We start from the raw sequence: 13,814 nt of genomic DNA on the forward strand, positions 1-13,814 counted from the left end.
CTCGGTCTGCAGGCGATGTTTCCGAAACTCGTCCTCGACGTCCCGGCGCGCTGGCTGGCCGGCAGCCTCGTCTTCTCGCTGGTCGGTGCGTCCGCAAGCGGAACCGTCCTGCGCGGCGGTCAGCATTCTGCACGCAATGCCATGCTGGCAGGATCGATCCTGGCGTGCGGCATCTCCTGCATGATCCTGACCGCCCTGGCCGGGCTGGTTCGACCGTTCGCGCTCGCCTACGACCTGCGCAGTGTCCTGCTGGTCATGCTGATCGGTTCCACGCTGTGTTGCTTCTCGTTGTGGGAGGCCACGCGACCGCTCGCGGGCGTGCGCAGGGTCCTGCCCTGCCTGTTGCTTGGACTGGCGATTTTCGTCCTCATTCTTGGCTCTCTCGGCTCCATCCTGCCATTCGAGCAATGGATGACGGCCGCGTTGCGACCCGACCAGATCGCCACGATGCCGGTGGCGATCGTTGCTGGCGCCGAGGCGATCGTGGTGTTGCTGCTCAGTCTGACCGGCTCCCTGATCGACAACCGCGCCGCGGCGCGCGACAGACGTGAAGCCGATCGCCTGCGACAATTGGCCGACAGCACCTTCGAGGGGATCCTGGTCGTCTCGCGAGGCAGGATCCTCGATGCCAATCGCGCCCTTGGTGCCCTGCTCGGCATCGATATCGCCACCCTGCGCGAACAACCGATCAGCCGATTGCTGCCCGACAGCATCGATCCGGCGACGTGGCAGCAAGCCGCCAACGAGCTTTCTCCGGTCGCGACCAGTCTTCGGTCGTCGAACGACACGACGATTCCGGTCGAGATCCTGGGCCGCAACATCGTCTACGGCCATATCGATGCGCAGGTCATCGCCGTGCGCGATATCCGCGAACGTACCGAATCCGAGGCCCGCATCCGCTTTCTCGCCGAGCACGATGCGCTGACCGGTCTGCCCAATCGAAGACTGTTCAACGAGAAACTCCAGAGCTCCTTGACCGGCGCGGCCGTGTCGGGAACGCGGTTCGCGCTTTTTCGTCTGGACCTCGACAGCTTCAAGACCATCAACGACACGCTCGGCCACAACGCAGGCGATGAGCTGCTCAGTCACGTGGCCCGCACCCTGCGCGCCTGCGTCGGCAGCAGCGACTTCATTGCCCGTATCGGCGGTGACGAATTCGTCGCCTTGCGTGCACCTCTGTCCGACACGAAGGATGCCCTCGACCTCGCCCAACAATTCCTCGGCGGGCTGGCCGAGCCGCTCATCCTCAACCAGAAGCGCGTCCAGATCAGCACGAGCATCGGTGTCTCGATCTACCCGGTGCACGGGATGGATGCAGAGAGCCTGCTCAGCACCGCCGACATCGCACTCTACCGGGCCAAGTCGAACGGCCGCGGGCGCGTCTGCGTCTTCGAGGTCGGCATGAACGCCGAGCAGGACCGGTGCCGCGAACTCGAGCGCGAACTGCACGGGGCGATCGCTGCGGGCGGGCTGAGCCTGCTGTTCCAGCCCCTCTTCCGCCCCGACGGTGATCTGGTGTGTTTCGAAGCGCTCCTGCGCTGGACACACATGGTGCATGGAGCGATCAGCCCCGCCGAGTTCATTCCCCTCGCCGAAAGCAGCGAGTTGATCGTCCCCATAGGTGCCTGGGTGCTGCAGACGGCCTGTCAGGAAGCGGTGGCCTGGCCGTGCGATCAACGGGTGGCGGTGAACATCTCGGCCGTTCAGCTGCTCAGCGAGGATTTCGTCACCACCGTCAGCCAGGCGCTGAGCACGACCGGGCTGGCGCCAGAGCGTCTCGAACTCGAGGTGACGGAAAGCGTGCTGATCGAGAACACCGACCAGACACTGACCGTCCTCAGTGCCCTGCGCGCCCTCGGACTCCGCCTCGTTCTCGACGATTTCGGCACAGGATACTCAAGCCTGTCCTATCTGCACCGCTTCCGCTTCGACAAGCTCAAGCTCGATCGCTCCTTCGTCCAGCGCCTCGACACGGACGAAGACGCACGAACCATCGTTCGCGCGATGATTTCCATGAGCAAGGATCTGGGACTCGAAGTCACCGCCGAGGGCGTGGAGACTCCCGCGCAGCTCGCGGCACTGCGCGAGCTGGGTTGCGACGAGCTGCAAGGCTTTCTCCTTGGGCGTCCGATGCCGAAATCACGCATTCGCATGCTGATCATGCGGCATCACACGGCTAGGGCCGCAGATGACCTCACCCCGCTGCTTGTGATGGAAACGGGGGATGAGGCGCCCGACGCCCCGGCGGACGGAGCGAACTCCGTGGACCACACACCCCAGGCCCTCGGCGTCTGACACCAACGTCGTCTGGCGCGACCCCGACCGCCCAAGCCCGGGTAATTTTATGACCGGAAATTTGGTTTGACACGAGGTAAAGTTTTTCTCTAGCTGTGAGCTGGATGTTTTGCTGATTTTTTCAGTTATGACATTCGGTAAATGGCCAAACGCCAAGCAGGTGGAGAGAAACATGTCCAGCCCGGCCCATGCCGTCACCGTCGGCGTGCTGCGCGAGCGTGTCGAGCGCGAGCGCCGCGTCGCCCTCGTTCCAAACGATGTCGGCAAGCTCGCCACGCGGATGCGCGTGGTCGTCGAGACCGGTGCCGGCGCACAGGCCGGCCATGACGATGCCGCCTATGCTGCCGCCGGCGCGAGCGTGCTGCCCCGCGCCGACGTGCTGGGCGGCGCCGACATCGCCCTGGCGATCCGGCCGCTCGCCGACCTGCCGCGCGAGGGCTGCACGCTGATCGGTTTCGGTGGCCATGATCCCGGCTACCGGGCCCGGCTTGAGGCTCACGGCGTGCTGCATCTGGCCCTCGAGCGGATGCCGCGCATCACCCGTGCGCAGGCGATGGACGCGCTGTCGTCGCAGGCCTCCTGCGCCGGCTACGCGGCGGTGCTGGAAGGCGCGCGCCATCTCGACGTCATGCTGCCGATGCTGACCACCGCCGCCGGCATCGTCCGGCCGGCGAAGATGATCGCGCTCGGCGCCGGTGTGGCCGGGCTGCAGGCGCTGGCCACCGCGCGGCGGCTGGGCGCGCAGACCTGGGGCTTCGACGTGCGCGCCGCCGCTGCCGAACAGGTGGAGAGTCTGGGTGCGAAGTTCGTCGGCGTCGAGACCGCTCCCTCCGCCGAGGCTGCCGGCGGCTATGCGGTCGCGCAGTCCGATGACGAGCAGGTGCGGCTGCGCCGCGCGCTCGCGCCGCATCTCGATGGCATGCAGCTCATCGTCACCACCGCGCAGATCCCCGGCCGGGCAGCACCGCTGCTGGTCGACGACGACATGATCGCCCGCCTCGCCCCCGGCACGGTGATCGTCGATCTCGCCGCCGAGACGGGCGGCAACACCTCCGCCACACGCGCCGACGAGGTGGTCGAGTGCGGCGGGGTCATCATCCTCGGCCCGACCGACCTGCCGAGCCGGGTGGCGCGCGACGCCTCGATGCTGCTGAGCGGCAACATGCGCGCGCTGCTTGCCCACCTGGTCGGCAGCGACGGCGCGCTTCGGCTCGACCGCGAAGACGCGATCCTCGGCCCGATGATCGGCGCACAGGCGCTGCCCGCCCCAGCCGAGGCCGCCGCACCCCCGCAACCGGTCGCCGCCTGAACGGAGTTTCGGCATCATGTCCGACACCACCATCATCCAGCTGTTCGTCTTCATGCTCGCCGGCTTCGTCGGCATCCAGACGATCCATCGCATCCCGCCGCTGCTGCATACGCCGCTGATGGCCGCCACCAACGCGATCTCCGGCATCTCGCTGGTCGCCGCCCTCGTGCTCGCCGGCAGCGGCGAAGGCTGGCTCGCCGGCCTGCTCGGGGCGATCGCGGTCGCCTGCGCGACGGCCAACATCGTCGGCGGCTTCCTCATCACCGACCGCATGCTGGCGATGTTCAACCGCCGGCCGAACCCGAAGAACGGCGCCACGCCATGACCCACACGATCATCCAGCTCGCCTATCTCGGCGCAGCCCTGCTGTTCATCTCCGCCCTGCGCGCGCTCGGCCATCCCGACACCGCGCGACGCGGCATGCAGTTCGCCGCCTTCGGCATGGCGGTGGCGGTCGCCGCCACGCTCCTCGATGCACGCATCGTCTCGTGGCAGTGGATCGTCGCCGGGCTGATCGTCGGCACCGTCGCCGGCTATCCGCTGGGCATGCACATCAAGATGACGGCGATGCCGCAGCGCATCGCGCTCAGTCACGCGTTCGGCGCGCTCGCCGCCAGCCTGGTCGGCATCGGCGAGTATGCGCACGGCCTCGTCCACGGCACGCTGACCTCGTTCCAGACCGCCTCCCTCGGCTTCGAGGTATTGTTCGGCAGCCTGACCGTCACCGGCAGCCTGATGGCTTTCGGCAAGCTCCAGGAGATCCTGCCCGGCCGGCCGCTGCTGTTCCGCGGGCAGAACTGGCTCAATCTCGGCCTGATCGTGCTCGCCGCCGCCGCCTTGGTGGCCGAGATCGTCACGCCTGGGCACCCGCTGGTGTTCGGCTCCATGGCGGTGCTCGCCGCTCTGGTCGGCGTGCTGTTCGTGCTGCCGATCGGAGGGGCCGACATGCCGGTGGTGGTGTCGCTGCTGAACTCCTATGCGGGGCTGGCGGCGGTGGCGACCGGGTTCGCGCTCGACAACACGATCCTGATCGTCGTCGGCGCGCTCGACGGATTGTCCGGCTTCATCCTGTCGATGGCGATGAGCCGGGCGATGAACCGTTCCTTCGCCAACGTGCTGTTCGGCGCGTTCGGGGCGGCGCCCACCGTCGATGCCGCGGCCGCCGGCGGCGCGTCGGGCGAGATGGTGGCGACCAGCGCGGAGGATGCCGCCCTGCGCCTCGCCTATGCCAGCCGGGTGGTGATGGTGCCGGGCTACGGCCTCGCCGTCAGCCAGGCACAGCATCAGATCCGCGAGCTGGGCGAGCTGATCGAGAAGCGCGGCGGCGAGGTCAGATACGCGATCCATCCGGTCGCGGGTCGCATGCCTGGACACATGAACGTGCTGCTCGCCGAGGCCGGCGTGCCCTACGACAAGCTGATCGACATGGAGGAGATCAACGAGAAGTTCGCCGATACCGACATCTCGGTGGTGGTGGGCGCCAACGACGTGGTCAATCCCGCCGCGCGCACCAATGCCGCCTCGCCGATCTATGGGATGCCGATCCTCAAGGTCGCCGACAGCAAGGCGGTGCTGGTCCTCAAGCGCGGCCGTGGCACCGGGTTCTCGGGAGTCGAGAACGACCTGTTCGTCGATCCCAAGACCAGCATGCTGTTCGGCGATGCCCGCGCCTCGCTCGCCGAACTGGGCTCGGAGGTGAAGATCGCCTGAGCGGAGCGGTTGCTGACAATCCGTCAGCAACCGAACCGATACATCACGTCACGCATCGGAAAAACACGTTACCAAAACAGTGGGCCCGCGGCGTTGACAGTCGGCACACCTCTTTCGCTACGGTCATTGTGTTACCTGGAGTTCATCCTTCAGTGACATTTTCTGCGGCTGGAACGAGGTGGATCGATGTCTTCGTCACATGCGATGAGAATTTTGTTGCCTTGTCTGCTCGGCGCCGGCGCGCTGTGGAGTGCCGACGCGGCCCGGGCGGCGGACGCGGCCGCCGCCATTCCCGAATCAGCCCTGGCGAGCTGGCATGCGCAGATCGCCAGCACCGCCAAGCCCGGCATCGGCTGCTTCTCGGCGACCTATCCTTCGCTCGCCTGGCAGCGTGAGGTCTGCGACGAGCCCGCACAGATCCCGTTCGGCCATCCGGCGATCTTGACGCAGACCCGCAACGGACACACCACCATCCAGGCCGAGAGCAGCGGCGGATCGGGGCTGACGGTCGGCAACGGCGCCGATTATGCCGCCCAGAGCGCGGGGATTACGAAGACGGCGGTCGGGTCGTTTCCGACCGTGTCGGGGGTCACCGTCACCGCGTATGACTATTCGCTCCAGCTCAACACCAACATCACCGCCTCGTCGCCGGCCTGTGCGGCGGACGGGTATTCGAGCTGCTATGTCTGGCAGCAGTTCATCTATGTGACGACCTACTATCCGACCAGCGGCGGCAGCCAGGGGCCGCACGCCTTCATCCAGAACTGGTTCTTCGCCGACAGTTCGGATTTCAATTCGCTCGGCTGCCCGTCGGGATTCGAGGACAGCGGCTACAGCTACACCTTCAATGGCGGCAGCTATGAGGGCTGCTTCGGCAACAGCTCGGCAGTGTCGGCGCCCAAGGTGCCGGCGACTTCCCTCGCCTCGGCCAAGCTGACCGGCGCGTCGGTGGCCAATGGCAAGGATACGGTCACCTTCACCTACAGCAACAAGGCCTATACGGTCACGCAGTCCGACAACACGCTCGACATCGCGTCGGTGTGGAAGCAGTCGGAGTTCAACATCGTGGGCGATGGCGGCGGTTCGGCGGCGACGTTCAACAAGGGGTCGTCGCTGACGGTGAAGATCGCGCTCACCGACGGGACCACGACGGCGCCGACCTGCCTGTCGAATGCCGGCACCACGGGGGAGACCAACAACCTCACCCTGGGCAAGTGCACCGCCTCGGGCGGGTCGACGCCGTCGATCTCGTTTACCGAGAGCCGCTGAGGCGGGGCGTGTACACGGGGTGTACACGCAGAAACGGGGCGCGTGAGGTCACGCGCCCCGTTTCGGGTCAGTCGCGGCGGCTGCCGGTGAACTGCAGCAGCAGGGTGAAGAGGTTGATGAAGTTGAGATAAAGGCTCAGCGAATCATACACCGCCGCCTTGGCGACGATGTCGCCGCCGCCGGCATAGGCGAGATTCTGGGTGTAGTTCCACTTGATGCGCTGGGTGTCGAAGGCGGTCAGACCGACGAAGACAAGCACGCCGATCGCGCTGACCACGAACTGCACCATCGGGGAGTGCAGGAACATGTTGACCAGGCCGGCGATGATGATGCCGATCAGACCCATCATCAGGAAGCTGCCGAAGCGCGAGAGGTCGGCGCGGGTGGTGTAGCCGTACAGGCTCATCGCGGCGAAGGTCGCGGCCGTGATGAAGAAGGTCTGCACGATGGAGATGTCGGTGTAGATGAAGAAGATGTTGGTGAGACTCGCACCCATCACCGCGCAGAAGGCCCAGAACAGCGCCTGTGCCGAGCCGCGCGAGAGGCGGTTGACGCCGAAGCTGAGCACCAGGACGAAGGCGAGCGGCGCGAAGATGCTGGCGTAGCCCAGCAGCGTCGGATGAAGCTGCATGTTGCCGTAGGCGTTCGGCACCACGTGATAGAACAGCGCGCGCAGCCCGGTATGGGCGACGCCATAGGCGACCAGACCGGTCAGCAGCACGCCGGACGCCATCCAATTGTAGATGCGCAGCATGTAGGCCCGCAGACCGGCATCGATCGCGCCTGCCTGCGCGGTCGCACCCGGTATGCCGGCCGATCGGTAGTCAGGCATGAAGGCCATGATCGAACTCCCAAGGATCGCTTCCCTCACGCTAGCACAGGCAGGCGGTGGAAGCTGACAGCAATCTTGGTGTTACAATACCACCGGTCAAGCCGCATGGCGCCGACCGGCGGATTAACTCGGCGATAACCGTCGCGGAGCATGCTCGCCGACACCGGGGCCCGCGACTCGCGGGCCGCATTGACCCCCGGGATGGGGCTTGGCACGCTGTGATCCCGGGCATTCGGTGGATGGAGGGTTTGATGCGCCTGTTCGTCGCACTCGATCTGCCCTGGTCCGTGCGCGAGCGTCTCGCGGATCTCGCCGGCAGCCTGGCGGGCGCGCGCTGGGTCCCGGCTGAGAACTACCACATCACGCTGCGCTTCATCGGCGAGACGCCCAACCATGTCGCCGAGGAGATCGATCTGGCCCTCGCGGCGGTGAAGGCGCGTGGCTTCAACGTCGAGATCGCCGGGTTCGGCACGTTCGAGCGCCAGGGCCGGCCGACCACGCTGTGGGCACGGGTGGCGCCCAATCCGGCGCTCGACCATCTCCAGGGCAAGGTGGATACCGCACTGCGCCGCGCCGGGCTCGATGCCGAGCGCCGGCGCTTCTGTCCGCATATCACGCTGGCCCGCGTGGACCATGTCGCCCCTGCCGCGTTGGCGAGCTGGGTCGCCGCGCATAACCTGATGCGCAGCGCGCCCGTCGAGGTGCAGCACTTCACCCTGTTCAGCTCCGCGCTCGGCAAGGAGCAGTCCGTCTACACACCGGAGGTCGATTATGCGCTTGCCTGAGCGGCGGTTCCTACATCCGGCGGCGCCGCTGCTGGCAGGTGCGCTCGCCGTGACCGGAGGCGACGGCCTTGCCCGTGCGGCGCAGGTCAATCCCTATCCGGCGCCGGCGCGGGCCTCCACCATGGCGGTGGCGCCGCTGTATGTCGGCCCCGCCTGGGGCGACGCCAATCCGCAGGCGCGGACCGCGACCCTGCATGTGCGGATCGACAATACCGGCACCGTGCCGGACCGGCTGGTGCGCATCAACTGCGCGCCGATCGGCCAGGCAGCACTGCTCGACGGCATCGTGCGCCAGGTCGACGGCGTGCAGCAGAACGGGCTCGACATCCCCGGCCGCACGCCCGGCAGCGATGCGGACCTCGCTTCGGCAGCGCAGGCCGACATCTCGCTGACCGGGCTGCAGAGCCATCTCGCGCCGGGGATGACGGTGTCGTGCACGCTCGGCTTCCTCAATGCCGGCGAGCGGCTGGTGGTGTTCTCGCTCGGCGCGCCGGGAAACCCCGTCAACGAACCCTGAGCCCGATCGCGAGGATCTCGCCAGCCTCGCCGCCGAGATCCGCGCCTGCCGGGTCTGCGCCGAGGTCCTGCCGCTGGGGCCGCGGCCGATCATCCATGTCTCGACCACCGCGCGGCTGCTGATCGCGAGCCAGGCGCCGGGCACCAAGGTGCATCTGTCGGGACTGTCGTTCTGGGACGCGTCCGGCGACCGGCTGCGCGACTGGCTCGGGGTCGACAAGGCGACCTTCTACGACGACAGCCGCATCGCCATCGCGCCGATGGGGTTCTGCTATCCGGGCCGGCTGCCGAACGGTGGCGACCGGCCGCCGCGGCCGGAATGCGCGCCACTGTGGCGGGCGCGGCTGCTGGCGGCGATGCCGCAGGTGAAGCTCACGCTGCTGGTGGGATCGTATGCCCAGGCCTGGGCGCTCGGGCGCGGCCAGATGACCGAGCGGGTGCGGCGGTTCCGCGACTACCTGCCGCAGGTCATGCCGTTGCCGCACCCGTCCTGGCGCACCGGCGTGTGGGAGCGTCGCAACCCGTGGTTTGCTGCGGAGGTGCTGCCGGAGTTGCGACGGCGGGTGGCGGAACTGCTCTGAGCTCCCCGCATGCTTCTCGATGAAAAACGCCGCCGCCCCTCATGACAGGTTCATGACACCCTTTCGTCCAGATAAGGCTTCAGCACGTCCCGTATCCAATCCATAAATATCCGGACGCGACGCGACAGGTTTCGTCGATGGGCAACGACGAAAGACACTGGCAATGCTTCGGGGCGCAAGGTTGGGAGGATTTCCACCAATGTGCCGTCGTGAAAGTGATGCTGAAGAGAAAACAAGGGGGCCTGGATCAGGCCAATACCGGCCAGGCCAGCCGCCTCGTATGTCTGGACACTATTCACCTGCAGGTTTCCAGCCAGAGGAAGCGTGGCATAGGCACCGCCATCGGGATATTCCCAGCCAGGAGGCCTGGCGCCAAGCGTCATGGTGTAGTGAACCATACGATGCCCTTGCGACTGAAGGTCATCCAGCGTCTGGGGAGTGCCATGGCGCTCCAGGTATTCGGGACTGGCAGCATTCACCATCCGCAAGTGACCAAGAGGTCGGGAAATGAGCGTTTCATCGCCGATCGGACCCAAGCGCAGGACACAGTCGAAACTCTCCTGAACCAAATCGACCCGCCGGTCTGTGCTGGACATTTCCAGGACGAATTCCGGATGGTTGGCCATGAAGGTGGGCAAGGCCGGCATAACGATGCGGCGCGCCAGTTCGGTCGGCAAATCAACCCGGAGCCGCCCTCGGATGGCAGCCTGGTCGCCGGAAAACATTGACTGCAGCTCATCGAAATCCGTCAGCAGATCATGGGCACGCGCCAGAAAGGCTCGCCCGTCTTCCGTGAGCTGCACGGAACGCGTCGTCCGGTGCAGAAGCCGCACCCCGATCTCGGATTCCAGTTTGCGAACGGCCAGCGAGGCGCTTCCCTTCGGCATCCCGAGACTGTCGGCCGCACGTGTAAAGCTTGCCATATCGGCCACGCGGATGAACACGGCCAGGGCCTCGAGATTTCGCATCCATCACTCCTGGAAGGATTGTTTTGGAAAATGATAACAATGCGTTTGGTTACACGATATTTATCATAAGAAAATCACACACCATGCTGTTGGCTCATCATCCAGATGACCCGGTCAACGGCAGAGGTGAATCTCCATGAAATACAATCAACTAGGACGCACAGGACTGTTCGTTTCCGAACTTTGCCTCGGGACCATGACGCTCGGCGGCAATACCGATGCGGGCATGTGGAAAATGATCGGTGCGTTGGGTCAGGATGAAGCCGATGCGCTGATCGGCCACGCTCTCGCCTCGGGCATAAACTTCATCGACACCGCTGATGCCTACTCATTTGGCCACTCCGAGCGCCTGGTGGGCCAGGCCCTGCGAAACCTCGACGTCAAGCGCAGCGACGTCGTGATCTCAACGAAGACAGGGGTATCGACAGGGGACGGTCCCAATGATCGCGGCGCGTCGCGTGCCCACATCATGGATTCGGTCAGCGCCAGTCTGAAGCGGCTACAACTCGATTACATCGATCTCTATCAGATCCACAGCAGCGATCCCGTAACCCCGATTGAGGAAACGCTCCGCGCTCTGGACGACCTGCGCAGTCAGGGACTCGTACGCTATTTTGGCGTCTCCAATTGGCGCGCCGGCAAAATTGGCAAAGCCCTCGGATTGAGTGCCGCATCCGGGATCGGCCGGTTTGAAACCCTTCAGGCCTATTATTCCATCGCTGGCCGCGACCTCGAACGCGACCTTGTACCCCTGGTCACTGACGAAAGACTGGGACTGATGGTGTGGTCGCCGCTTGCGGGTGGCCTGTTGTCGGGAAAGTTCGGTCCAGGCGCACCTACGGTCGAAGGGGCACGTCGCACCGAATTCGACTTCCCGCCAGTCAATCTGGATCGAGCCTGGGCCTGTGTTGCGGAGATGCGTGAAATTGCCGATGCACGAGGCGTCTCGGTCGCGAGAATTGCCCTGGCCTGGTTGCTGGCGAAGCCATATGTGACGAGCGTCATTGTTGGAGCGAAGAAGGTCGTGCAGCTTGAGGACAATCTCGGTGCAACCGAGGTCGTCTTGACGGCTGACGAGATGGGCCGGTTGGACGCAGTCAGCGCACTTCCGGCTGAGTATCCCGGCTGGATGATCGAAAATCAGGATGAGGGCCGGGTGCCTCAACCTTTCAGACGCACGACGTCGGCATAACTTGGCCCGACACCGTAAACCCCACGATGCTGATCGATGATCATCGCCTGAACGGGGGGTCGAGCTCCGCCTGAGCGAACCAGCGTCAGGTAGGGCACGACCACCGGCCACCCGTCGTCGGAAATGTCAGAAGGATACGGTTTGCGGGCACTCGTCCTGCCCTCCCGCCTGAACCAGGCCGGTCGGGAAGTACGTGACACCCTCTAGCCAGCAGGCCCGCGCCTTGTCACAACACGCGCGCCCGATACATCCGAACAAAGGCATCGACATGACCGCCTCGCCGCTGATCATGATGGTCGACCCTGCCCATTACGAGGTCTCCTACCAGATCAATCCGTGGATGGAGCCCGGCACCTGGGCCGCGGATTCGCAGGCCAATGGCGAACGCGCCCGCGCCTCGTTCGCCGCCCTGCGTTCCGCCCTCACCGGGGCGGGGGCGCGGGTGACGACGGTGGCCGGCATTGCCGGACTGCCGGACATGGTGTTTCCGGCCAATGCGGCGGTGGTGCTGGATCGGCGCGTGCTGGTGGCGCGTTTCGCCTGGCCGCAGCGCCAGGGCGAGACCGACGCCTTCGTCGAGACCTTCGCCGCGCTGGCACGGCACAACATCATCGAGGAGGTCGCCACCTTCCCCGAGGATTCGGTGCACGAAGGCGCGGGCGATGCGATCTGGGACCAGCGGCGGCGGTTCTTCTGGGCCGGGCACGGCCAGCGCACCAACCTCGCCGGCGTGCATGCGGTGGAGGATTTCTTCCGGCAGAAGACGGTGCGCCTCGAACTCGCCACCCCCGACTACTACCATCTCGATACGTGCTTCTGCCCGCTCTCGGGCGGACATGTGCTGTATTATCCCAAGGCGTTCACCGAGGAGGGCCTGCGCACCATCGAGGCGCATGTCGCTCCCGAGCAGCGGATCGTGGCGAGCGACGAGGATGCGGCGGCGCTGTGCGTCAACGCGGTCAATCTCGGCCGCACGGTGGTGATGGCCAAGGCGCCCCCTGCCCTGCGCGCCCGGCTGGAGGCCGCGGGCTATGAGGTGCGCGAGGTCGATCTGGGACCGTTCATCCTGTCGGGCGGGGCGGCCTACTGCATGACGCTGCGGCTGGACCGCAGCAGCGATCCGGCGTGAGCGATCGCGCGGCAGCCGCCATCGCGCTCGAGAAGCGGTTCGGGGCGAACAACTACAAGCCGCTCGACATCGTCATCGAGCGCGGCGAGGGCGTGTGGGTCTGGGATGTCGAGGGGCGGCGCTATCTCGACTGCCTGGCCGCCTATTCCGCGGTCAACCAGGGGCATTGCCACCCGCGCATCGTCGCGGCGCTGAGCGAACAGGCGGCGCGGCTGTCGCTGACCTCGCGGGCGTTCCGCAACGACCAGCTCGGCGCGTTCTACGAGGAGCTGATCGCGGTGCTGCGCCCGGCGATGCCGAAGGCGGAGCGCGTGCTGCCGATGAATTCCGGCGCCGAGGCGGTGGAAAGCGCGCTCAAGCTGGCCCGCAAATGGGGCTACGAGCGGCATGGCATCCCGGCCGGGCAGGCGGAGATCGTGGTGTGCGCGGAGAATTTCCACGGGCGCACCATCGCCATCGTCGGCTTTTCCACCGATCCCGGCTCGAACGGCAATTTCGGCCCCTTCCCGGCCGGGTTCCGCACCGTGCCGTATGGCGACGCCTCCGCGATGGCGGCGGCGATCGGGCCGAACACCGCCGCGGTGCTGGTCGAGCCGATCCAGGGCGAGGCCGGCGTCATCATCCCGCCGCCGGGCTGGCTCGCGGAAATCCGGCGACTGTGCGACGCAGCCGGCTGCCTGCTGATCCTCGACGAGATCCAGACCGGGCTGGGCCGCACCGGGCGCTGGCTGGCGGCCGAACACGAGGGGGTGGGCGCGGACCTCACCCTGCTGGGCAAGGCGCTGGGCGGGGGGCTGTATCCGGTCTCGGCGGTGGTCGGGCGGGCGGATGTGATCGAAGTGCTGACCCCGGGCACGCATGGCTCGACCTTCGGCGGCAATCCGCTGGCCTGCGCGGTGGCGCGCGCCTCGCTGGCGGTGCTGCGCGACGAGCAGATGATCGGCCGCGCGGACGCGCAGGGACGCCGGGTGATGGCAGCACTCGAGGCGGCCGCCCTGCCAGGCGTGGTGGCGATCCGCGGGCGGGGGCTGATGATCGCGCTCGATCTCGATGCGCGCGCGGGCGGCGCGCGACGTTACTGCGAGGCGCTCGCCGCGGCCGGGCTGCTGTGCAAGGAGACGCACGACCACACCATCCGCCTCGCCCCGCCACTGGTGCTCAGTGACGAGGAGGCGGACGCGATAGTCGCGACACTGGCACGGGTGTTCGCCGAATTGGCCTGAGTGAC

General features: G+C 66.4%; 13 protein-coding genes. 11 read left to right on the forward strand and 2 right to left on the reverse strand.

Annotation, left to right across the window (positions count from 1 at the left end):
* The first annotated feature begins 15 nt into the window (after nucleotides 1–15).
* From FHR90_RS10705 to FHR90_RS10725, 5 genes are all read left to right on the forward strand, one after another.
* Nucleotides 16–2,295: a putative bifunctional diguanylate cyclase/phosphodiesterase gene (locus tag FHR90_RS10705; protein ID WP_183275219.1), complete on the forward strand. Its 2,280-nt coding sequence runs from the start codon at nucleotides 16–18 to the stop codon at nucleotides 2,293–2,295.
* A gap of 172 nt (nucleotides 2,296–2,467) precedes the next feature.
* The gene (locus FHR90_RS10710; protein WP_183275220.1) at nucleotides 2,468–3,604 is read left to right on the forward strand and encodes a Rossmann-fold NAD(P)-binding domain-containing protein; all 1,137 of its coding nucleotides are present in this window, start codon (nucleotides 2,468–2,470) and stop codon (nucleotides 3,602–3,604) included.
* A gap of 16 nt (nucleotides 3,605–3,620) precedes the next feature.
* Entirely contained in the window at nucleotides 3,621–3,929 is a 309-nt protein-coding gene (locus FHR90_RS10715; protein WP_176622615.1) for an NAD(P) transhydrogenase subunit alpha, read from the forward strand.
* Nucleotides 3,926–5,314: an NAD(P)(+) transhydrogenase (Re/Si-specific) subunit beta gene (locus FHR90_RS10720; RefSeq protein ID WP_176622617.1), complete on the forward strand. Its 1,389-nt coding sequence runs from the start codon at nucleotides 3,926–3,928 to the stop codon at nucleotides 5,312–5,314. Before FHR90_RS10715 ends, FHR90_RS10720 begins: the two co-directional genes overlap by 4 nt.
* Nucleotides 5,315–5,530: 216 nt before the next feature.
* Complete coding sequence (locus tag FHR90_RS10725; protein WP_218061957.1) at nucleotides 5,531–6,583, forward strand: hypothetical protein; 1,053 nt, start codon at nucleotides 5,531–5,533, stop codon at nucleotides 6,581–6,583.
* Nucleotides 6,584–6,650: 67 nt separating this feature from the next.
* Here FHR90_RS10725 and FHR90_RS10730 read toward each other — a convergent pair whose 3' ends face one another.
* Nucleotides 6,651–7,424: a Bax inhibitor-1/YccA family protein gene (locus FHR90_RS10730; RefSeq protein WP_176622619.1), complete on the reverse strand. Its 774-nt coding sequence runs from the start codon at nucleotides 7,422–7,424 to the stop codon at nucleotides 6,651–6,653.
* Nucleotides 7,425–7,666: 242 nt separating this feature from the next.
* Here FHR90_RS10730 and thpR point away from each other — a divergent pair, with 242 nt between their 5' ends.
* Genes thpR through FHR90_RS10745 form a run of 3 tightly spaced genes read left to right on the forward strand, consistent with a single transcriptional unit; the run spans nucleotide 7,667 to nucleotide 9,297 of the window.
* Nucleotides 7,667–8,200 carry an RNA 2',3'-cyclic phosphodiesterase gene (gene thpR, locus FHR90_RS10735; RefSeq protein WP_176622621.1) on the forward strand — a complete coding sequence of 178 codons (534 nt, stop codon included), beginning with the start codon at nucleotides 7,667–7,669 and terminating at the stop codon, nucleotides 8,198–8,200.
* A complete protein-coding gene (locus FHR90_RS10740; RefSeq protein ID WP_176622623.1) occupies nucleotides 8,187–8,717 on the forward strand; it encodes a copper chaperone PCu(A)C in 531 nt (176 codons plus the stop codon). The genes thpR and FHR90_RS10740 overlap by 14 nt, the downstream gene beginning before the upstream one ends.
* The gene (locus FHR90_RS10745) at nucleotides 8,653–9,297 is read left to right on the forward strand and encodes a uracil-DNA glycosylase family protein (RefSeq protein WP_176622625.1); all 645 of its coding nucleotides are present in this window, start codon (nucleotides 8,653–8,655) and stop codon (nucleotides 9,295–9,297) included. The genes FHR90_RS10740 and FHR90_RS10745 overlap by 65 nt, the downstream gene beginning before the upstream one ends.
* A 50-nt stretch (nucleotides 9,298–9,347) precedes the next feature.
* Here the strand turns inward: FHR90_RS10745 and FHR90_RS10750 are convergent, their stop codons facing one another.
* Nucleotides 9,348–10,265 carry a LysR family transcriptional regulator gene (locus FHR90_RS10750; protein WP_176622627.1) on the reverse strand — a complete coding sequence of 306 codons (918 nt, stop codon included), beginning with the start codon at nucleotides 10,263–10,265 and terminating at the stop codon, nucleotides 9,348–9,350.
* 136 nt (nucleotides 10,266–10,401) lie between these two features.
* On the opposite strand from FHR90_RS10750, the gene FHR90_RS10755 reads away from it, so the two are divergent.
* The 3 genes from FHR90_RS10755 to rocD all read left to right on the forward strand — a co-directional run bounded on the left by FHR90_RS10755 (nucleotide 10,402) and on the right by rocD (nucleotide 13,809).
* Nucleotides 10,402–11,457 (forward strand): aldo/keto reductase, encoded by a 1,056-nt coding sequence (locus FHR90_RS10755; protein ID WP_176622629.1) that lies wholly within the window; start codon nucleotides 10,402–10,404, stop codon nucleotides 11,455–11,457.
* A 268-nt stretch (nucleotides 11,458–11,725) separates the two neighbouring features.
* Nucleotides 11,726–12,586 (forward strand): dimethylarginine dimethylaminohydrolase family protein, encoded by an 861-nt coding sequence (locus FHR90_RS10760; protein WP_176622631.1) that lies wholly within the window; start codon nucleotides 11,726–11,728, stop codon nucleotides 12,584–12,586.
* A complete protein-coding gene (rocD, locus tag FHR90_RS10765) occupies nucleotides 12,583–13,809 on the forward strand; it encodes an ornithine--oxo-acid transaminase (protein WP_183275221.1) in 1,227 nt (408 codons plus the stop codon). Before FHR90_RS10760 ends, rocD begins: the two co-directional genes overlap by 4 nt.
* The last annotated feature ends 5 nt before the right edge of the window (nucleotides 13,810–13,814 follow it).

The sequence above is a fragment of the Endobacter medicaginis genome (genome assembly GCF_014192375.1).
GTDB classification, from domain to species: domain Bacteria; phylum Pseudomonadota; class Alphaproteobacteria; order Acetobacterales; family Acetobacteraceae; genus Endobacter; species Endobacter medicaginis.